Source organism: Nocardia vulneris (genome assembly GCF_001613425.1).
Lineage (GTDB): Bacteria > Actinomycetota > Actinomycetes > Mycobacteriales > Mycobacteriaceae > Nocardia > Nocardia vulneris.
In genome coordinates, this window is the sequence record NZ_BDCI01000035.1 from 115,679 (window position 1) to 134,967 (window position 19,289).

Consider the following 19,289-nt stretch of genomic DNA (forward strand, 5'->3'; position numbering starts at 1 on the left):
CCGCGCGCGAATTCCCGAGGTCAGATGATGACTGATCGAGCGTCCAGCAGACGGATACGGTGTGCGCATGCTCCGGGGACGCCAGGCCGAACAAGCACGGATCGATCAGTTGCTCGCGGCGGCCCGGGACGGCCGCAGCGGCGCCCTGGTGATCCGCGGCGAGCCCGGCATCGGCAAGACGGCGTTGCTGGACTACGCCGCCGCCCAGGGACTCCCGACCGTGCGCAGCGCGGGCATCGAGTCCGAGGCCGAATTGCCTTTCGCCGGACTGCATCTGCTGGTCCGTCCGGGTATGGCGCTGGTGGACACGCTGCCCGACCGGCAGCGCGACGCGCTGCGCGGCGCGTTCGGGCTGGCCGCCCAGGATCCGGCCGACCGGATGCTCATCGGCTTGGCGGTGCTGTCGCTGCTGGCCGAGGAGGCCGCCGACGCCCCGCTGCTCTGCCTGATCGATGACGCGCACTGGCTCGATCAGGCGACCGCGGAGACGCTGCTGTTCGCGGCCCGCCGCCTCGATGCCGAGGGCGTCGTGATGATCTTCGCCGCGCGCACCGGGGACGCCGAATTCCTCGCGCCGGGGCTACCCGACCTGCGGGTGTCCGGTCTCGCACAGGATGCGGCGGCGGCACTGGTGGACGGTCTCGGCACCGCGCTGAGCCCGGCGGTGCGCTACCGCCTGCTCGCCGAGGCGGCAGGCAATCCGCTTGCGCTGCTGGAACTTCCGGAGGTGCTGGCAGCCGAGGCGCCCGGCGCGGGGTTCAATCCGTTGCCGCTGACGCAGCGCCTGCAGGTCGCCTTCCACGGCCGGGTGCACAGGCTCCCGCTGCCGACCAGGACCCTGCTGCTCGTCGCGGCCGCGGCGGGCAGCACCGCACTCGAACCGGTCCTGGCGGCCGCCGGGGTACTGGGCGCACAGCTGGCCGACCTGCAACCCGCCGAGGACGCGGGACTGCTGCACAGCGACGGACAGACCTTCACCTTCCGGCATCCGCTGCTGCGCTCGGCGGTGTACCAGGGCGCGCCGCTGACCCAGCGGCTGGCCGCGCATCGCGCCCTCGCGGAGGTGTCGACCGCACCCGAACACGCCGACCTGCGCGCGTGGCACCTGGCCTCGGCCGCGACCGGGCCCGACGAAGCCACCGCCGCGGCGCTCGAGGACACCGCCGACCGCGCCCGGGGCCGCTCCGGTTATTCCGGTGCGGTCGCCGCGTACGAGCGGGCCGCCGGGTTGAGCGTGGACACCGCCGCTCGGCTCCGGCGCCTCGTCCTCGCCGCCGAAACCGCGGGCGAGGCAGGACAATTGGAGCGCGCTCGGGCACTGGCAGAGCGGGCGACGGGCCAGACTTCCGACCCCGGCTACACCGCCCGGCTGCGCCTGGTGCTGGCCACCGCGGAGTTCGGCGCGGGCACACCTCGCACCGCCCACGAACTGCTGCTGGCCGCCGCGGACCTGGTCCGGGCGAGCGAGCCGGTACGGGCGGCGCGCATCCTCGGTCAGGCGATCCACACCGCCTGGTACCTCGGGACCGCGGAACTCACGCAGGTCGCCGACACGTTGACCGCGCTCGCGCTGCCGCCCGCGGAGCCGCTGGCGCCGATCATCGAGTACGCGGTCGCGGGCATCCACGGCCGATTCACCGTCGACCTGCGCGCGGCCGCGGCGACGGCCCGCGCCCAGGGCGCCGACTCCCCGCGCGACCTGGTTCAGATGTGCGGCATCGGCCTCGTGGTCGGTCAGGACGAGCAGGTCACCGAACTGGCGCAGCTGCTCATCGCCGAATGCCGTGATCAGGGCCGCATCGCAGCGCTGCCCACCCTGCTGTTCTTCCGGTCCGAAGCCGAGCTGTTCCTCGGCAGGCCACAGGAGGCCCGGGTGGCGGCGACCGAAGGGCTGCGGATCGCCGAGGACATCGGGCAGGGCCAATGGATCAGCCAGCTGTCGAGCTTCCTCGCCTGCCTCGCCGCGCTCGAGGGGCGCGCGCAGGACTGCCGGGACCTGGTCGAGCGGGCCCGATCGGAGGAATTCGGCGGGTCCGCGGCGGCGGGCACACAGTGGACGTACTGGGCGCTCGGACTGCTCGAACTCGGTCTCGGCCAGGTCGACAGCGCGCTTTCCAGGCTGGAACCGCTGAATCGCGATCCTGGCCGGCACCACGTCATCGGGCTGCGCGCCATACCGGATCTGATCGAATCGGCCGTGCGGCTCGGCGCGCCGGCACGGGCCGGTGACGCCCTCGTCCGGCTGGAGACCTGGGCCGCACGCGCACAACAGGATTGGGTCGAGGCCCTCGCCCACCGCTGCCGGGCGCTGGTCGACGACGCGCACGCCGAGCAGCACTATCGCGCCGCGCTCGAGCTGGGCGGGCGCCCGTTCGAGCGGGCCCGAACCCGACTGCTGTACGGCGAATGGCTGCGCCGCCAACGCCGCAAAGCCGACGCGCGGGTCCAGTTGCAACCCGCGCTGGAGACATTCGAGCGGCTGGCCGCCGGACCGTGGGCGGAGCGGGCGCGGACCGAACTCGGCGCGCTCGGCGTCGGCACGGCCGCGAAGCCCGCGGGCGGGGTGCTCGGGCGGCTGACTCCGCAAGAACTACAGATCGTGCGGCTGGCCGCGCAGGGCATGTCGAATCGGGACATCGCGGCGCAGTTGTTTCTCAGCCCGCGCACGGTCGGGCATCACCTCTACAAGGCGTACCCGAAATTGGGCGTGCTGTCGCGCGGCGAACTCGCGCAGTTACCGCTCGACGCGGCCTAGCTCCCGCTCGGCCGCGCGCCGAGTCACGACCTGTCCGGCGATCCAGCGGGCCGCGCCGACCGCGGCCGCGACCAGCACGGCCACCTGCGGCGAACCGGTGATCAGGGCCAGGATCAAGCAGGTCACCAGCCCGAGGGCGAGCGCCTCGAGCTTGTAGACAGGCCACGCGCTGCCCGCGATGTCAACCGTCGCGGAGCGGGCCGAGGGGTGAACAACTGCCATCCAGTAAGGATATACGCACAGCGAAGTTCGGTCCACCGAACTTCATGTTGCCGGGGACACAGCGAGCAGGCTCGGGGAACACCGCCGGCCCGCCCCGTGTTGTCCCCGATATGCCTCTGACTGGAGATTACGCACCGAGTACCTCAGATTGGGCCCGCGAGCAGGCCGAGAAGTACGAGAACTCCGGCGGCACCACAGCCACCACCCTGCAAGGCCGGCCGGTCATCCTGCTCACCACCAAAGGCGCGAAGACCGGAAAGCTGCGCAAGACACCGCTGATGCGGGTCGAGCACGACGGCGAATACGCGGTCGTGGCCTCGCTGGGCGGCGCGCCGAAGAACCCCGTCTGGTACTACAACATCAAGGCCGAGCCGCACGTCGAACTGCGCGACGGCGAGGTGAACAAGGACTACACCGCCCGCGAGGTGTTCGGCGAAGAGCGGCAGCTGTGGTGGGACCGGGCCACCGAAGTATGGCCGGACTACATCGAGTACACGAAGAAGACCGACCGCGTGATTCCGGTCTTCGTGCTGACCCCGCGGTAGTCGCGAACCCGCGGCAATCGGCCACGGCACTGCCACCCGCCGCACCCGCCTGTCGCGGCGGGTGGCAGCATATTTCGGGTGTCCAATCCGCTTGATGTCATCGATGCACTGTCCAGTTCTCGTCCCGCGCTGAGCGCGGACGAGATCGACGCTGCCGCCAAGCGCATTGCCGAGATCATCGAGCCGACTCCGCTGCAACGCAGCGAGCGGCTTTCCCGTCTCACCGGCGCCAACGTCTACCTCAAGCGCGAAGACCTCTCCGCGGTCCGCTCCTACAAGCTGCGCGGTGCGTACAACCTGGTCATGCAGCTCACCGAGACCGAGCGCGCGGCCGGCGTGGTCGCCGCGAGCGCGGGTAATCACGCCCAGGGCGTGGCGTTCGCCTGCCACTCGATGGGCATCAGGGGCCGCATCTACGTGCCGACCACCACGCCCAAGCAGAAACGCGACCGCATCCGCGTGCACGGCGGCGAATTCGTGGAGCTGATCGCCATCGGCGAGACCTACGACGCGGCCGCCGCGGCCGCCGCCGACGACGTGGCCCGCACCGGCGCGACCATGGTGCCGCCGTTCGACGACCCCCGCACCGCCGCCGGGCAGGGCACCATCGCGCCGGAGATCCTGGAGCAACTCGGCACCGCACCGGACCTGGTCGTGGTGCCGGTGGGCGGCGGTGGCTGCCTGGCCGGCATCGGCACCTACCTGCGCGACCGCGCGCCGAGCACCGCGATCCTCGGCGTCGAGCCCGCCGGTGCGGCCTCGATGACCGCGGCACTGGTCGCGGGCGGCCCGGTGACGCTGCCGGAGATCGACCCGTTCGTGGACGGTGCGGCGGTACGCCGGATCGGCGCGGTGCCGTTCGCGGCCGTCTCCGGCTTCGGCGGGCGGGTGGTCTCGCATGCCTCGCTGCCGTTACTGACCACCACCGAATCCCCCACCGGGACCAGTTCGTTCCGGATGATGCAGGTCGACGAGGGCGCGATCTGCACCGCCATGCTCGACCTCTATCAGAACGAGGGCATCATCGCCGAACCCGCAGGGGCACTGGCGGTTTCCGCGCTGGCCGAGCTGACCATGCAGCCGGGGTCGACGGTGGTGTGCCTGGTCTCCGGCGGCAACAACGACGTGTCGCGCTACGGCGAGATCATCGAGCGTTCGCTGGTGCACCGCGGCCTGAAACACTATTTCCTGGTGGACTTTCCACAGGAACCGGGCGCGTTGCGGCGCTTCCTCGACGAGGTGCTCGGGCCCGACGACGACATCACCACGTTCGAGTACGTCAAGCGGAACAACCGCGAGACGGGCTCGGCGCTGGTCGGCATCGAGCTCGGCACGCCGGAAGGGCTGGGACCGCTGCTGGAACGCATGGACGAGTCGCCGATCCAGTGCGAACGACTGGAACCCGGCTCGCCCGCGTACCGCTACCTGACCTGACCTGACCTGACCGAAAAGACTACGGCCGCACCGCTTTCCGCGGGGCGGCCGTAGTGCTCAAGCGGCCTTCTCCTGCGGCACCTCGACCGGAATACGACGGGTGGCCCGCAGGCAGTTGAGCACGAGCGGCAGCAGCCAGAAGGCCGCGGACTGATCGTAGGACAGCTGCGCCGCCGACAACCGGTTGTGCACGAAGCCGACCGAAAGTCCCAGGCGCGGTTCGGCCCAGCCGAACGATCCACCGAGCCCGATGTGCCCGAACCCGGCCCGCGCGCCCGGCATCGGCAGCGAATGGTAGCCGAGCCGCCAGAGCATCGGGGCGTAGAACAGCGCGTTGTCGAGCCGGTAGGTCTGAATTCGCCGGATCGCCTTGATGGTTCGCGCACCGAGGTACTGCTTCCCGTCCGCGACACCGTCATTGGCCAGCACGCCGTACATCCCGGCGAGGGCGGACGCGGTGCACACGCCGTTGCCCGCGCCGAGTTCGGTGCGCAGGATCGGCGGCGCGTCACCCTCCAGGATGGATTCGAGTCCCGGCAGGAACAGACAGCGCGTCGCTGCCCCGAGCGCGCCGGGGATCCGGTGGCTGCGGCCCAATACCAGTGCGCCGAGCGGGTTTCCGATCGCCTTCAGGTGCGTTCCCGCCAGCGGCGCGTACGTGGTTTGCGCGTGTTCGGGCGGCAGGCCGAGGTGAATGCCCTCGAGGCCGAGCGGCTCGGCCACCTCGGAGCGGAACAGCTCGCCCATACTGCGGCCGGTGACCGCGCGGGCGAGACCGGCCATCAGCCAGCCGTAGGTGAGCGCGTGATAAGCCGGAACACCCAGCAGCCGATCGGGTTTCGCGGCCGCGAGACGCTGCTCCATCAGTTCGTGATCGAGCACGTCGGCCAGGCCGGTGGCGATCGGCGCGAGCGCGGACAGACCCGCACTGTGCGTCATCGTCTGCCGCACCGTGATCTTGTCCTTGCCGTTCGCGCCGAACTCCGGCCAGTACTCGGCGACCGGTGCGGCGTAATCGATCAGTCCGCGGTCGGCGAGCCGGTGGATGACGGTGGCGGTGACACCTTTGGTGGCGGAGAAGATGATCGACCCGGTGTCCTGAGTCCAGGGGGACGTGCCGCCCGCGGAGCCGGTCCAGATGTCGAGCAGGGGTTCGCCGTGCAGGTGCACCGACAGCGCGCCGCCCGCCCCGCGACGGCGTCCGAAGGTCCTGGCGAAAGCGCGCACCAGGGGGGCGAATTCGGCGGTGGCGCGGCCACTCGTCCCATCGGGGATCGGCGCTAGACCCCCCGCAGCATCGTTGCTCATCTTTCCACGGTAATGGCGACGGTCACACCGGGCAATGGGTCTGTCTCGGACAGTTGCCATTCGTGACCTTCCTGCAAGTGGCGCGCGAACGGGTGTGCGGCTGCGGCCCGCAGGCGCTGGACAGCCCGTTGGCGACGCTTGTCGAGGTCCGCGGCGGCGCCCGAAAAGTCACGGACCAGCGGGTTCGAACCACGCCGCGATTGCAGGCCGGTAGCCGCCGTCTCAGAAACAGACGTGGCGGTATCGCCCGGGTGCTGGAAGAGTGGGCGTGTGGGTTTCTATCGAGATCGAGTGGTGCCGCGGATCGTGGACGCGGCCTGCGGGATGCGGTTCAACGAACCGCTGCGCGAGCGGGTGTGCGCGGGCCTCAGCGGCCGAGTGGTGGAGATCGGGTTCGGGTCGGGGCTGAACGTGCCGTTCTATCCGGAGACCGTCGAGCTGGTCAGTGCGGTCGAGCCCGCCGACCTCGGCTGGCGGCTCGCGAGCGAGCGGGTCGCGGCGGCGCGGGTGCCGATCGAGCGGTCCGGGCTGGACGGGCAGTCGCTGCCGTTCGGCGACAACAGTTTCGACAGCGCCCTGTCCACTTGGACGTTGTGCACCATCCCCGATGTCGCGACCGCGCTGGCGGAGGTGCGCCGGGTGCTCGCGCCGGGCGGCACCCTGCACTTCGTCGAGCACGGCCTCGCGCCGGACCAGCGCGTGCAGGTGTGGCAGCACCGGCTCAATCCGATCCAGAAGACCTTCGCCGGCGGGTGCAACCTGAACCGCGATATCCGCGGCCTGCTCACCGACGCCGGGTTCGAGATCCGCGATATCGATGTGTTCTACGGCGAAGACGCCCCTCGGTTTCTCGCCGCGCAGTCGCTCGGCGTGGCGGTCGCCGCCTAGCCGCTTATCGAAAGCGCAGTTCAACGGCCACTCGACTCCCATTTTGAAATGATCGGTTCAAAATGTGCTAGCGTGACCCGCATGGCACGACCGAGACAGTTCGACGAGGAGCGCGCGGTGGATGCCGCGATGCGGGCGTTCTGGATCGCGGGCTACGAAGCCACCTCGACACAGGCGCTGTGCGAGGCGACCGGCCTGGGCCGCAGCAGCATCTACAACACCTTCACCAGCAAGCACGACCTGTTCGAACGGGCCCTGCGGCGGTACATGACCGCCAAGAACGCCACCACCTTCGACCTCCTGGACGGCGACCTGGACGCGAAGGCGAAGATGCGCGCGCTGCTGTGGCAGGTGGTCGACGCACCGGAGGCCGATCCGCTCGGCTGCCTCGTCGTCAACTCGATGGTCGAACTCGCACCGCACGACCCCGAGGTGGCGGCCACGCTGCGCGAGGACCAGCGCCGACGCCTCGCCGCGCTCCGTGACGCGCTCGAAAGCGGCAGGCGCGCAGGCGAAATCGACAACAGCAAGAGCGCCGACGAACTCGCGCACTTCATGAACGCGACCATCGCGGGCATGCGCGTCGCCGCCCGCGGCGGGGCGAGCCGCGACGCCTTGGCGGCCATCGCCGGCACCGCACTCGACGCCTTCTGATCGACCGAAACCGGTCGGCCCCTTACTCTCTGCCCCAATTTTGAACCGAACGATCTAAAACAGGAGAGGTCTCCGATGCCCCTAGCCGTCTACATCCTCGGGCTGTCCATTTTCGCCCAGGGCACCTCGGAGCTGATGCTCTCGGGACTACTCACCGAGCTCTCCGCCGACCTCGGAGTGACCATTCCGCAAGCGGGACTGCTCATTTCGGCCTTCGCGCTCGGCATGCTGGTCGGCGCGCCGGTGCTGGCGGTGGCGACGCTGCGCCTGCCGCGCCGCACCGCGCTGCTCGCTTTTCTCGCCGTCTTCGTCGCCACCCATGTGGTCGCGGCACTGACCTCGGACTACTGGATCCTGTTCGCGACCAGGGCCGTCGGCGCCTTCGTCTACGCCGGCTTCTGGTCGGTCGCGGCGACCACCGCCATCGGATTGGTGCCCGCCGACGCCCGCGGGAAAGCAATGAGCGTCGTCGCGGGCGGGCTCACCATCGCCACCGTCGTCGGACTGCCCGCGGGCACCGTGATCGGCCAGCACCTCGGCTGGCGCGCCGCGTTCTGGACCGTCGCGATCATGTCCGCCCTGGCGATGCTCGGCGTGCTCACCAAGATCCCCGCCGGACGCGCCGAGACCACACCGGATCTGCGCAAAGAACTGCGCAGCATGGTGAATCCACGGCTCTGGCTCGCCTACGCCACCACCGCCCTCGCCACCGCCGCCCTCCTGGCCAGCTTCGCCTACCTCGGCGCGCTGCTCGCCGAAACCACCGGCCTGCACGGGTTCTGGATCCCGATCGTGCTCGCCGTGTACGGCGTCGGCAGCTTCCTCGGCATCGTCATCGGTGGGCGCACCGCCGACGCGCATCCCGTGCGCACCCTCTACATCGGCGTCACCGGCCTGATCATCACCTCGGTTCTGCTGGCCCTCGCCGCCGAATACCCGGCGCCCGTCGTGGTGCTCGCATTCCTGTTGGGCGCCTTCGGTTTCGGCACCAACCCCACCCTCAACAGCCGCGTCTTCAACCTCGCCGCCGACGGCCCCACCCTGGCCCCCGCCTTCAACGTCTCATCCTTCAACATCGGCATCACCGTCGGCCCCTGGCTCGGCGGACTCGCCATCGGCGCCGGACTCGGCTACGCCAGCGTCGCCTGGATCGGCGCCGCCATAGGCCTGGCCGCACTGGCCACCATCACCTGCGAACAGCTACTCCCCAAGCCGATCGAGGCCTCCACCGTCACCGACCACCCGACCCCTGCCCTCACCCACTGACCCGGAAGAGATGCGGGCGGCAGCGAGCCCCCACCCGCACCCCTTCTGACGTGTCGCACCCGCTGTGGCCTGCCACAGCCGGGTAAGTTCACGCAGCGATCCCGCACTTGGCGAGTTGGCACACCTGGTCAGACGATCACCAGGACCTGGTGGCGGAACCCTCTCGGCCGATGCCGCCACCATTTCCTCCTGATCAACCGCCCAACTCGACACACCGCGCGACACGCTGACCGCTAGCCCCATCCGAGCTACCGCGGAACGGAGGCAACGGGCCCGTGGGCCATCGGTCGCCACACAGTGACCTACCCGCACCCTTTCTGTCCTCCCGCACCCGCTGTGGCCTGCCACAGCGGGTGCGAGGCGTCAAAACCCGTGCGGTACGTCAAAACTGGTGCGGCGGTTCGGGGCACACCCCTCCCGGCGGAGGGCGGAGGGTTGGGCTCAGACTGCCAGGCAGCCCGGGCCGAGCAGCGCTTTCAAATCGCCCATCAATGCCGAGGAGGGGGAGACGCGCAGGCTGTCGTCGAGTTTCAGGAGGGTGGTTTTGTCGCGGGCGCCTACGTGGCGGATGTGCACGTCGGCGGTGCCGGGGTGGCGGGACAGGACGCGCTTGAGTTCGCCGATCTTGTCGGGGGTGCACAGGCGGGTGGAGAGGGTGACGGCGAGCGGTTTGGCCACGCCGATGGAGGACAGGTCGGGGACGGCGAGGTCGTTGGCGATGAGCGAGATGCGATCGTCGCGGACCGAGACCCGCGCCTTCACCAGCACCACCGCGTCCTCGACCACGTCCATGCCGTAGACCGAGTAGGCCTGCGGGAAGAACAGCACCTCGATACCACCGGAGAGGTCTTCGAGCTGCGCGGACGCCCAGGCGAGACCGTTCTTGTTGATGCGCCGGTTGACCGAGGCGAGGATGCCGCCGAGGGTCACCTGCGCGCCGTCCTTGATATCGCCTTCGAGGATGGCGGGGATCTGCGTATCCGCCTGCGCCGCGAGCACATGCTCGACGCCGTTGAGCGGATGCCCGGACACGTACAGGCCGAGCATCTCGCGCTCGAGGGCCAGCTTGTGCTTGGACTCCCACTCGTCGTCGGGCACCTTCACGTTGAACACCGAGGCCACCGACTCGTCCGCGTCGACGCCGCCGAACAGGTCGAACTGCCCGATCGCCTCGGCCTTCTTGGTGGACATCACCGCGTCGATGGCATCGGAGTGCACCAGCAGCAGACCCTTGCGCGGGTGCCCGAGCGAGTCGAATCCGCCTGCCTTGATGAGGGATTCGGTGACCTTCTTGGTACAGGCGATCGCGTCGATCTTGTTCAGGTAGTCGGAGAAGTCGGTGAACTTCGACTTCTCCTTACGCGCGGCGATGATCGAGGACACCACGTTGGCGCCGACGTTGCGCACCGCGCCGAGGCCGAACCGGATGTCCTTGCCGACCGAGGCGAAGTTCAGCTCGGACTCGTTGACGTCCGGCGGCAGCACGGTGATGCCCAGGCGGCGGCAGTCCGACAGGTAGACCGCGGCCTTGTCCTTGTCGTCACCGACGGAGGTGAGCAGCCCGGCCATGTATTCGGCCGGGTAGTTGGCCTTGAGGTAGGCGGTCCAGAAGGAGACCAGGCCGTAGCCCGCGGCGTGCGACTTGTTGAACGCGTAGCCGGCGAACGGAAGGATGGTGTCCCACAGGGCCTTCACCGCGGCCTCGGAGAACCCGTTGTTCGTCATGCCCTCGTGGAAGCCCTTGTACTCGGCTTCGAGCACCTCGAGCTTCTTCTTGCCCATGGCCTTACGCAGTGCGTCGGCCTTGCCCATGGTGTAGCTGGCGACCTTCTGGGCGATGAACATGATCTGCTCTTGGTAGACGATCAGGCCGTAGGTCTCGGCGAGAATGTCCTTCAGCGGCTCTTCGAGCTCCGGATGGATCGGTTTGATCTCCTGCCGCCCGTTCTTGCGGTCGGCGTAGTCGTTGTGCGCGTTCATGCCCATCGGGCCGGGGCGGTACAGCGCGAGCACCGCGACGATGTCGTTGAAGCCGGTCGGCTGCATGCGCCGCAGCAGGTCGCGCATCGGGCCACCGTCGAGCTGGAAGACGCCGAGCGTGTCACCGCGGGACAGCAATTCGTAGGTCGCGGGATCGTCCAGCGGCAGGTTGTCCATGTCGAGGTCGACGCCGCGGTTGGCCTTGATGTTGTCCAGCGCGTCACCGATGACGGTGAGGTTGCGCAGGCCGAGGAAGTCCATCTTCAGCAGGCCGATGGCCTCGCAGGACGGGTAGTCCCAGCCGGTGATGATGGCGCCGTCCTGGGCCCGCTTCCACACCGGGATCGCGTCGGTCAGCGGCTCGGAGGACATGATGACCGCGCAGGCGTGCACGCCGGCGTTGCGGATCAGGCCCTCGAGGCCGCGAGCGGTCTCGTAGATCTTCGCGACATCGGGGTTGGTGCTGATCAGCTCGCGGACCTCGGCGGCTTCCTTGTACCGCTCGTGATCGGGATCGGTGATGCCGGCCACCGAGATGTCCTTGGCCATGATCGGCGGCGGCAGCGCCTTGGAGATCTGGTCGGCGATGGCGAAACCGGGCTGGCCGAACAGGACTCGCGCGGAGTCCTTGATCGCGGCCTTGGTCTTGATGGTGCCGAAGGTGATCACCTGGGCGACCCGGTCGCTGCCCCACTTCTCGGTGGCGTAGCGGACCATCTCACCGCGGCGGCGATCGTCGAAGTCGATATCGATATCGGGCGCGGACGGGCGTTCCGGGTTCAGGAACCGCTCGAACAGCAGGCCGTGCGGGATCGGGTCGATATTGGTGATGCCCAGCGCGTAGGCGACCAGCGACCCGGCCGCCGAACCACGGCCGGGACCGACCCGGATGCCGACCTCTTTCGCGTGCGAGACGAGGTCACCGACGACGAGGAAGTAGGCCGGGAAGCCCTTCTGCTTGATGACGTCGAGCTCGAAGTAGGCGCGGCTGTAGTACTCCTCGGGCACACCGCCGGGGAACCGGCGCTCGAGGCCGCGGTCGACCTCTTTGCGCAGCCACGAATCCTGGTCCTCCCCCTCGGGCACCGGGAACACCGGCATCCGGTCCTTGAAGGCCCACACGTCGTCGTAGGACTGCACCCGCTCACCGATGAGCACGGTGTTGTCGCAGGCGCCGGGCACCTCCGCGTCCCACAGCGCGCGCATCTCCTCGGCGGACTTCAGGAAGTAGCCGTCACCGTCGAATTTGAACCTGGTCGGGTCGGAGAGCGTCTTGCCGGTCTGAATGCACAGCAGCGCTTCGTGGTTGGTGGACTGGTCCTTGGTGACGTAGTGGCAGTCGTTGGTGGCCAGCGGCGGGATGCCGAGCTTGCGGCCGACCTCGAGCAGACCCTCGCGGACCCGGCGTTCGATGGACAGCCCGTGGTCCATGATCTCGAGGAAGAAATTGTCCTTACCGAAGATCTCCTGCCACTTGGCCGCGGCCTCCAGGGCCTCCCGGTCGTGGCCCAGGCGCAGCCTGGTCTGCACCTCACCCGAGGGGCAGCCGGTGGTCGCGATGATGCCCTCGGCGTACTGGGCGATGATCTCCTCGTCCATCCGCGCCCACTTGCCGAGCTGGCCCTCGAGCGAGGCCAGCGACGAGAGCTTGAACAGGTTGCGCAGACCGGTCGCGGTCTCGGCGACCATGGTCATGTGGGTGTAGGCGCCGGAGCCCGAGACGTCGTCGCCCTTCTGGCTCGGATCGCCCCACTGCACGCGTTTGGTGTCGAAGCGGGAGGCGGGCGCGATGTAGGCCTCGATGCCGATGATCGGCTTGATGTCGGCTTTCTTCGCCGAGTTGTAGAACTCGGAGGCGCCGTACATGTTGCCGTGGTCGGTCATCCCGACCGCGTTCATTCCCAGCCGTTTCGCCTCCGCGAACAGGGGCGAAATCTTTGCCGCACCATCGAGCATGGAGTACTCGGTGTGGTTGTGCAGGTGAACGAACGATCCGGACGAGGCGGCCAAGACGGTCCTTCCTCCCAAGGTCTCGACGGGGGTTGGCCTAGCGATTCTAGGCACGTCGGTACGACATTTTTTTCGAGGCGCGCGCGGCGCATCGAGACATCCCAGGAGCCCCCGGCGTGTCGGTGTCGAAGATCACCGGCGCGTCCGGCAAGACCCCCGCAGAGAGTCCGATTTCCGCGAGCGACGTCCAGCGCGGACCGCCCGACCCTACTCGACGCGAACGGCCGCGTCGGTCACCGCCGGACCACACGGTGCTGCCCCCGGAATCGAGGGCAGCAAATCGGGGATGACACCGCGGCATCGGGGGCATAGTCACTACAGACAGACACGGGTGTTCCCAATCCTGCCGAGGTATTGATGATTTCGCTCAAAGCACTGTTCGCCGTTCCCGCCGTCGCCGTCGCGACCCTGGTCGCGACCGCCGCCCCGGCCGCCGCCCAGCTGCACGACTCGTTCGCGACCGTCTACTCGTTCAGCCAGGGGTTGTGCGTCGCGTCGGTCAGTTCCGGCGTCACCGGCAACGCCTATCCGGAACACGCCGGGTTCTACGTGGCGACCACGATGTACGGCGTAGGCGGCTGCACTCTGCCGCTCACGCTCAACTGGCGCAACGTGGACACCGGCGAGACCGGCACGTTCACGGTGACCGCGCAGGGCCCCGGATATTGGAGCAACAGCGGCCGTTCGGCGCTGTTCCATCCGGGCCTGGGCAAGTTCACCGCGACGTTGACGGTCGGGGCCGCGCATATCCCGGAACCCGGCGAGGTCGAGTTCCGGGTCGACAAGTACCAGGGCTGACGCGGCGCACAAAGTCGCGTCCGCACGCCCGGGTACGAGGACAGCACATGCGCGGCACCGGTATACGAGCGGTGCCCGGGCGCGATAATCGGCGGATGAACGAAGTTCCGGCGCTATCGGCCGCGCGGTGACGGCGACCATCGTCGCCCTCGTGGTCTCGGCCGCCATGATCGCGGGGGCGCTGGTGATCTGGCCGCGCACCCGCCGGGTGGTCACCACGCCGGCCGAGCGCGCGGTGCACACCGCGCTGCACACCGCGTCGCTGGCGGCGATTCCGCTGCGCCGCGGGCTCACCGAGCAGTCGGCACGCGAATCCGCGCCGCACCTGCGGGTGCTCACCGGCGCCGAGGCGCTCGGCATCGCCGACCCGGACGGCACGCTGCTCGCCTGGGACGGACCGCACGCCGAACTCGCCGAGCATTTCACCGAGGCGGCCAAGCGGGCGGTCACCGGCGAACGGCCGGTGCTCGTCGCCGGGCCGGGTAGCAGCGAGCACGCCGGTCGCACGCTGCTCGCGCAGCCGCTGCTGATCGAGAGCACCGGGGTGGCGGGGGCGATCGGCGTCGTCACCACCGGCCGCCCCGGGCCGGGCTGGCTCGGCGCGGTGGCCGAGGTCGCTCGATACGCTTGCGGCCAACTGGAATTGGCCGAGCTGGACGCCTCCCGGGCCCGGCTCGATCGCGCCGAGGTGCGCGCGCTGCGCGCCCAGATCAGCCCGCATTTCATCTACAACGCGCTGAACACGATCGCCTCGTTCGTGCGCACCGACCCGGATCGGGCCCGCGAACTGATCCTGGAATTCGCCGACTTCACCCGCTATTCGTTCCGCGCCGCGGGCGAATTCACCGTGCTGGCCGACGAACTGCGCAATATCGAGCGCTATCTCGCGCTCGAACGCGCCCGCTTCGGCGACGCGCTCGACGTCCGGTTGCAGATCGCGCCGGAGGTGCTCGGCGTGGTGCTGCCCTTCCTCGCGCTGCAGCCACTGGTGGAGAACGCGGTCCGGCACGGCCTGGCGGGCGCGGCGCGCGGCGGCACGGTGCACATCACCGCGGCCGACGCGGGCACCGATTGCCTGATCAGTGTCGAGGACGACGGCGTCGGCATGGATCCGGAACTGCTCCGCTCGGGCGCGCTCGACGCCGTCGAAACCGGTAAGGGCCCGGCCGGTTCCGGTGAGTCCGCGCATGTCGGCCTGGCCAATGTGGACGACCGGCTGCGCGCCGCCTTCGGCAACGACTACGGCCTGACCGTCGAGACCGCGCCCGGCGCGGGCACCAAGGTCTCGCTGCGCGTGCCGAAGTTCCGCGCGGGCATCCAGGCGTGATGAGGGAAACCAGGCGGCTACCCGGCGCGCTGCCCTACTGTTGAGCCATGCTGGTCGGCGTCTGCGACTTTCCGGGCAGATACGCCTTCCCACCGACCGGTTACGCGGGGATCGAGCGCTGGCTGTGGGCGGTGGCCGTCGGCGCGCGCCGCGCGGGGGCCCGCGTGCATCTGCTCGGACCCCAGTGGCGCGGCGAGCTGGCCGGCGAGTGGACCGTGCGGCCGCAGCGGCTGGAAACGCTGACCGCAACGGAGCTGGCCGAATTCCGCGCTGCCCGCTACGACTTGCTCGTGGCGTGGCACGAATATCCCGCGCGGCCCGCGTGGCGGCAGGCCTGGCAGGCCCTGGACTGCGCGGTGGCCAGTTTCCAGCACGGCACGAACCGGATGCAGCCCGCGGGCATCTTCGACGGCGAGCGCTCCCGGTTGTACTGCTACTCGACGGAAATGATGACGCGCTACACCGCACACCGGCCGCGCGCGGAACTTGCGGTGCATCTGGGCCTCGGCGAGGACGAGCCGCCCGCCGTCGACGGCACCGGCCTGGTGTGGGTGGGCCGCATCGTCGCCGACAAGGCGCCCCATCTCGCGGTGCTGGCGGCCCGGCTGCTGGGTCGCCGAATCACCTTGGTGGGCCCGGTATTCGACGACGCCTATCTGCGCGCGCACCGAGATCTGTTCGGCGCGGACCACGTTCGGTTCGCCGGTGAACTCGGCGGTCCCGCGAAGACCGCGGCCTTCCACGAGGGCGAAGTCTTCGTCTACACCTGTGCCAGGGACTACGTCGAAGCGGGCGCCGCGGTGTTCGGTGAGGCACTGCGGGCGGGCACGCCGGTCGCCGCGCTGGCCTGGCGTGCGGGCACCTGCGCCGAAGCGGCCCTGTGCGCCGCGTCCGGCCGGATCGCCCGGGTCGAACCGGACGCGTCCGACGCGTGCGCCGCGGCGGCACTGGCCACCGCGATCGAGGCCGCCGCCACGCTGGACGCCGCGGCGGTACAGGCGGTAGGGCTGGCCAGATTCGATCCCGCGCAACACTTCCGGGCACTCGCGGGGCTCACGACATGACCGACGCGTCGATCGGACGGCTGATCACCGCGGGTGTCCGCGCCCGGCTGCTCGGCACCGCCTTCGCGGTGGACGGCGCGACCGTGGTGACGGCGTTCCACTGTGTCGGCGATCGGCACACCGGCGCGGTCCGATTCCCCGAGGCGGCCGTCGATTTCGCGGGCACCCAGGTGCGGGTGCGTTATGCCGCAGGCGATCCGGTCGCCGACTGCGCCGTGCTGCGCCTGGACGAGCCCAGACCCGATGTGCTGAGCCCACTTCCGCTCGCCACCCGGATCACCGCGCGGTTCTGGCGGGCCACCGGGTTTCCGGCCAGCCTGGCCGAGCTGGGACGGATGTCGATCTCCGGGACGATCACCGCGGTGGACGGCCAATTGCGCGGCGTGCCCGCGGTGCAGCTCTACGCCGAGCAGGCGGTGGGCGGGCTGGCGCTCGGCGGTTTCTCCGGCGCGCCGGTATTCGCCGGCAGCGCACCGGGAGTCGTCGGGCTGATCCGCTACAACCCGCCCGATCCCGACGCGCCGGATCGTGGCATCGGCGGCATCGTCTTCGCCTGCCCCGCCGCCGCGATCACCGCCCTGCTGGACCGGGTCGGGGTGCTGCCGACCATGGACACCAGCCAGGTCGCGGTGCCCGGCCTCGCGGTGGGCGCGACGGCCGCGGGCGGTCAGGCGACGCTGCCGCCCGATCGCGCCGAGTTCACCGGACGCGCGGAGGCGACCGAAAAGCTCGTCGCCGCATTGACTTCCGCGGGCAGCCGCCCGATCGTGGCCATTCACGGACAACCCGGCGTCGGCAAGTCCGCGCTCGCCGTGCACGTCGCGCATCGGGTGAGCGCCGCCTTCCCCGACGCGCGCCTGCACATCGATCTGCGCGGCGCGGACCAGCGCCCCGTCTCGGTCGCGGACGCACTGGAACGCCTGCTGATCGCGCTCGGTCTGCCCGCCGACGCACTGGCCGCGACCCCCGAGGAACGGTCCGCTCAGTACCGGCGGTTGCTCGCCGGGCTGCGCGCCCTGATCGTGCTCGACAACGCGAGTTCGGCCGCGCAGGTCCGGGACCTGCTGCCGGACGCGCCGGGGTGCGCCGTGCTGGTGACCGCACGCCGCCCGATGGCCGCGCTCGACCACGCGCTCACCGTCGCGCTGGACGCGCTCACCGCGGACGAATCGGCGGCCCTGCTCACGGCGGTGCTCGACGACGACGCACGGGCCACCGACCGGGACGCGCTCGCCGCGGTCGCCCGGTTGTGCGGCTATCTACCGCTGGCCATTCGAATCGCGGCCGCCCAGTTACGTTCTCGCCCGCACTGGACGATGGCGCACCTGGCCGGGCGGCTGTCCGACGAACGCCGCAGACTCTCGGTGCTCACGGTGGACGATCTCGCGGTGCGCACCAGCTTCGACAGCAGCTATCTCGCGCTCGCGCCGGAACTGGCCACCGCCTTCGCGGCGCTCGGCGCGCTGCGCGGTCCGGACTTTCCGGCCTGGACCCTGGCCGCCCTGCTGGACATTCCGCTGTACGAGGCCGAAGACCTGCTCGACGCGCTGGTCGACGCCCAGCTGGTCGCCTTCGCCCGCCGGGACATCACCGGCGGTCACCGGTTTCGCTGCCACGACCTGCTGCGCGTGTACGCGGCGGAGAAAGCGGCCGAACGCTTTTCGAACACCGAGCGAGCGCAGGGGCGCGGCCGCCTCTTCAGCGGCTACCTCGTGCTGTTGCTCGACGCGATGGCGGCGCTCGGGCCGGGCAAGGATCTGTTCCTCGCCGAGTCGGTGCCGATCGGATGGCAGCCGCCCGCCGAAATCGTCGCCGCCGCAAGGGCAGCCGGGACGGCCCAGTGGTTCGCGGACGATCGGCCCGGTTTGGTGGCCGCCGCGCGGCAGGCCTACGACGACGGCCTGTGGCCTTACGTATGGGGCATCGTCGACGTGTTGAACGGGCTGTTCGTCGCGCAGCGGCACGGCGCGGAGTCCCGCGAGCTCAAGGATCTCGCACTCGCGGCGAGTCGTACCGCCGCCGATCCGGTGGCCGAGGCGGGCGTGTTGTATTCCTACACCGGATATTTCATGGGCAAGGGTGCCTACGCCGAGGCGGTCGCGGGGCTGCACGAGGTGATCGAGCGTTATCGCGCACTGGGTATGGCCGACCGCTGGGCACGCACCATGCTGAGCCTGGCCGTGGTCGAGCGCGACCGCGGGCGGCTCGCCGTCTCCGGTCCGCTGCTCGAACAGTGCATCCAGTTGTTCAGCGCGGGCGAGGATGAACTGATCCTCGCCTCCACCCGCCAGAACTACGCCGTGGTGCGACGCGACCAAGGCTATCTGGCCGAGGCCGCGGCCGATCTCGACCGCTGCCTGCCGGTTTTCCTTGCGCACGGGGACAATTCGGCCTGCGGACGCGGCTTGCACAGCCGCGCGGTGCTGCACCTCTACCTCGGTCGCTTCGCCGACGCCGACGCCGACCTCGCCACCGCCCGGCCGCTGTGCGTGCAGGCGGGCGACGCGCGCTGGACCGGGATCGTCGATCTGTTCCGCGCACGCCTGCTCGGCCGGTACGGCCGCTGGGCCGAGCTGCTCGCCGCATTGCCCGCGTGCGAACGGAATTTCGACGACAGCGACGACGATCTGGGCCGCGCGCAGGTGTGGCGCACGTTCGGCGCGGCCCGCCGCGCGCTCGGCGACTATCCCGGCGCGCTGCGCGAATATGCCCGCGCCGCAGCGGTGTACGACGCGACCGGCGAGGACCGGATGAAGGCCAAACTGCACTACGGCACCGCACTGACCCACCTGCGCTCCGGCGACCCGGCGACCGCCCTGACCGGATTCACCACGGCCGACGAGCTTTTCGCCGAACTCGATGATCAGCCCTGGTTGTTGTGCACGCGGCGCTGGTTGGTCACCTTGCGGCCGGATCGGCCGGGCGGCTGGCCGGAGGTCCGGTCCCGCGCCGAGCAGTTGATCGACCGAGCCGGGCCGGGCTTCTATCCGGCCTGGTTGCGTCCGATCCTGGACGAGGCGGTCGCGAAGGGGGCCTGA

Annotated in this window: 13 protein-coding genes; 10 read left to right on the top strand and 3 right to left on the bottom strand. The window is 70.0% G+C overall.

Annotated elements, in window-relative coordinates; translation table 11 throughout:
• The first annotated feature begins 67 nt into the window (after positions 1–67).
• Positions 68–2,755, top strand: a complete 2,688-nt coding sequence (locus NVU01S_RS30370) for a helix-turn-helix transcriptional regulator (protein ID WP_043667882.1) — start codon at positions 68–70, stop codon at positions 2,753–2,755.
• Here NVU01S_RS30370 and NVU01S_RS30375 read toward each other — a convergent pair.
• A complete protein-coding gene (locus tag NVU01S_RS30375; RefSeq protein ID WP_043667884.1) occupies positions 2,735–2,977 on the bottom strand; it encodes a hypothetical protein in 243 nt (80 codons plus the stop codon). The genes NVU01S_RS30370 and NVU01S_RS30375 overlap by 21 nt on opposite strands.
• Before the next feature lie 110 nt (positions 2,978–3,087).
• On the opposite strand from NVU01S_RS30375, the gene NVU01S_RS30380 reads away from it, so the two are divergent.
• Both NVU01S_RS30380 and ilvA read left to right on the top strand, forming a co-directional pair.
• Positions 3,088–3,522: a nitroreductase family deazaflavin-dependent oxidoreductase gene (locus NVU01S_RS30380; protein WP_043667886.1), complete on the top strand. Its 435-nt coding sequence runs from the start codon at positions 3,088–3,090 to the stop codon at positions 3,520–3,522.
• 78 nt (positions 3,523–3,600) lie between these two features.
• Positions 3,601–4,956, top strand: coding sequence for a threonine ammonia-lyase IlvA (ilvA, locus tag NVU01S_RS30385; RefSeq protein ID WP_043667887.1), 1,356 nt, complete (start codon positions 3,601–3,603; stop codon positions 4,954–4,956).
• Between the two features lie 57 nt (positions 4,957–5,013).
• Here the strand turns inward: ilvA and NVU01S_RS30390 are convergent, their stop codons facing one another.
• Positions 5,014–6,264, bottom strand: a complete 1,251-nt coding sequence (locus tag NVU01S_RS30390; RefSeq protein ID WP_043667889.1) for a serine hydrolase domain-containing protein — start codon at positions 6,262–6,264, stop codon at positions 5,014–5,016.
• Positions 6,265–6,534: 270 nt separating this feature from the next.
• Here NVU01S_RS30390 and NVU01S_RS30395 point away from each other — a divergent pair, with 270 nt between their 5' ends.
• The 3 genes from NVU01S_RS30395 to NVU01S_RS30405 all read left to right on the top strand — a co-directional run bounded on the left by NVU01S_RS30395 (position 6,535) and on the right by NVU01S_RS30405 (position 9,072).
• Positions 6,535–7,152 (top strand): class I SAM-dependent methyltransferase, encoded by a 618-nt coding sequence (locus tag NVU01S_RS30395; RefSeq protein WP_043667891.1) that lies wholly within the window; start codon positions 6,535–6,537, stop codon positions 7,150–7,152.
• 81 nt (positions 7,153–7,233) lie between these two features.
• A complete protein-coding gene (locus NVU01S_RS30400; protein WP_043667893.1) occupies positions 7,234–7,806 on the top strand; it encodes a TetR/AcrR family transcriptional regulator in 573 nt (190 codons plus the stop codon).
• 75 nt (positions 7,807–7,881) lie between these two features.
• Positions 7,882–9,072 (top strand): Cmx/CmrA family chloramphenicol efflux MFS transporter, encoded by a 1,191-nt coding sequence (locus NVU01S_RS30405; RefSeq protein WP_043667894.1) that lies wholly within the window; start codon positions 7,882–7,884, stop codon positions 9,070–9,072.
• A 441-nt stretch (positions 9,073–9,513) separates the two neighbouring features.
• On the opposite strand, the gene dnaE is transcribed toward NVU01S_RS30405, so the two are convergent.
• Positions 9,514–13,062, bottom strand: a complete 3,549-nt coding sequence (gene dnaE, locus NVU01S_RS30410) for a DNA polymerase III subunit alpha (protein WP_043667896.1) — start codon at positions 13,060–13,062, stop codon at positions 9,514–9,516.
• A 357-nt stretch (positions 13,063–13,419) separates the two neighbouring features.
• On the opposite strand from dnaE, the gene NVU01S_RS30415 reads away from it, so the two are divergent.
• The 4 genes from NVU01S_RS30415 (at position 13,420) to NVU01S_RS30430 (ending at position 19,289) form a co-directional block, all read left to right on the top strand.
• Positions 13,420–13,860 carry a hypothetical protein gene (locus NVU01S_RS30415; protein ID WP_043667899.1) on the top strand — a complete coding sequence of 147 codons (441 nt, stop codon included), beginning with the start codon at positions 13,420–13,422 and terminating at the stop codon, positions 13,858–13,860.
• A gap of 127 nt (positions 13,861–13,987) precedes the next feature.
• Positions 13,988–15,187 (top strand): sensor histidine kinase, encoded by a 1,200-nt coding sequence (locus NVU01S_RS30420; RefSeq protein WP_043667901.1) that lies wholly within the window; start codon positions 13,988–13,990, stop codon positions 15,185–15,187.
• Between the two features lie 47 nt (positions 15,188–15,234).
• Positions 15,235–16,251 (top strand): glycosyltransferase family protein, encoded by a 1,017-nt coding sequence (locus NVU01S_RS30425; protein WP_043667904.1) that lies wholly within the window; start codon positions 15,235–15,237, stop codon positions 16,249–16,251.
• Complete coding sequence (locus tag NVU01S_RS30430; RefSeq protein WP_052280415.1) at positions 16,248–19,289, top strand: trypsin-like peptidase domain-containing protein; 3,042 nt, start codon at positions 16,248–16,250, stop codon at positions 19,287–19,289. Before NVU01S_RS30425 ends, NVU01S_RS30430 begins: the two co-directional genes overlap by 4 nt.

Excerpts from the sequence above, each read along its gene's own strand:
- NVU01S_RS30370 (WP_043667882.1), top strand. The coding sequence starts at position 68 with ATGCTCCGGGGACGCCAGGCCGAACAAGCACGGATCGATCAGTTGCTC.
- NVU01S_RS30375 (WP_043667884.1), bottom strand. The coding sequence starts at position 2,977 with ATGGCAGTTGTTCACCCCTCGGCCCGCTCCGCGACGGTTGACATCGCG.
- NVU01S_RS30380 (WP_043667886.1), top strand. The coding sequence starts at position 3,088 with ATGCCTCTGACTGGAGATTACGCACCGAGTACCTCAGATTGGGCCCGC.
- NVU01S_RS30390 (WP_043667889.1), bottom strand. The coding sequence starts at position 6,264 with ATGAGCAACGATGCTGCGGGGGGTCTAGCGCCGATCCCCGATGGGACG.
- NVU01S_RS30400 (WP_043667893.1), top strand. The coding sequence starts at position 7,234 with ATGGCACGACCGAGACAGTTCGACGAGGAGCGCGCGGTGGATGCCGCG.
- NVU01S_RS30405 (WP_043667894.1), top strand. The coding sequence starts at position 7,882 with ATGCCCCTAGCCGTCTACATCCTCGGGCTGTCCATTTTCGCCCAGGGC.
- NVU01S_RS30415 (WP_043667899.1), top strand. The coding sequence starts at position 13,420 with ATGATTTCGCTCAAAGCACTGTTCGCCGTTCCCGCCGTCGCCGTCGCG.
- NVU01S_RS30425 (WP_043667904.1), top strand. The coding sequence starts at position 15,235 with ATGCTGGTCGGCGTCTGCGACTTTCCGGGCAGATACGCCTTCCCACCG.
- NVU01S_RS30430 (WP_052280415.1), top strand. The coding sequence starts at position 16,248 with ATGACCGACGCGTCGATCGGACGGCTGATCACCGCGGGTGTCCGCGCC.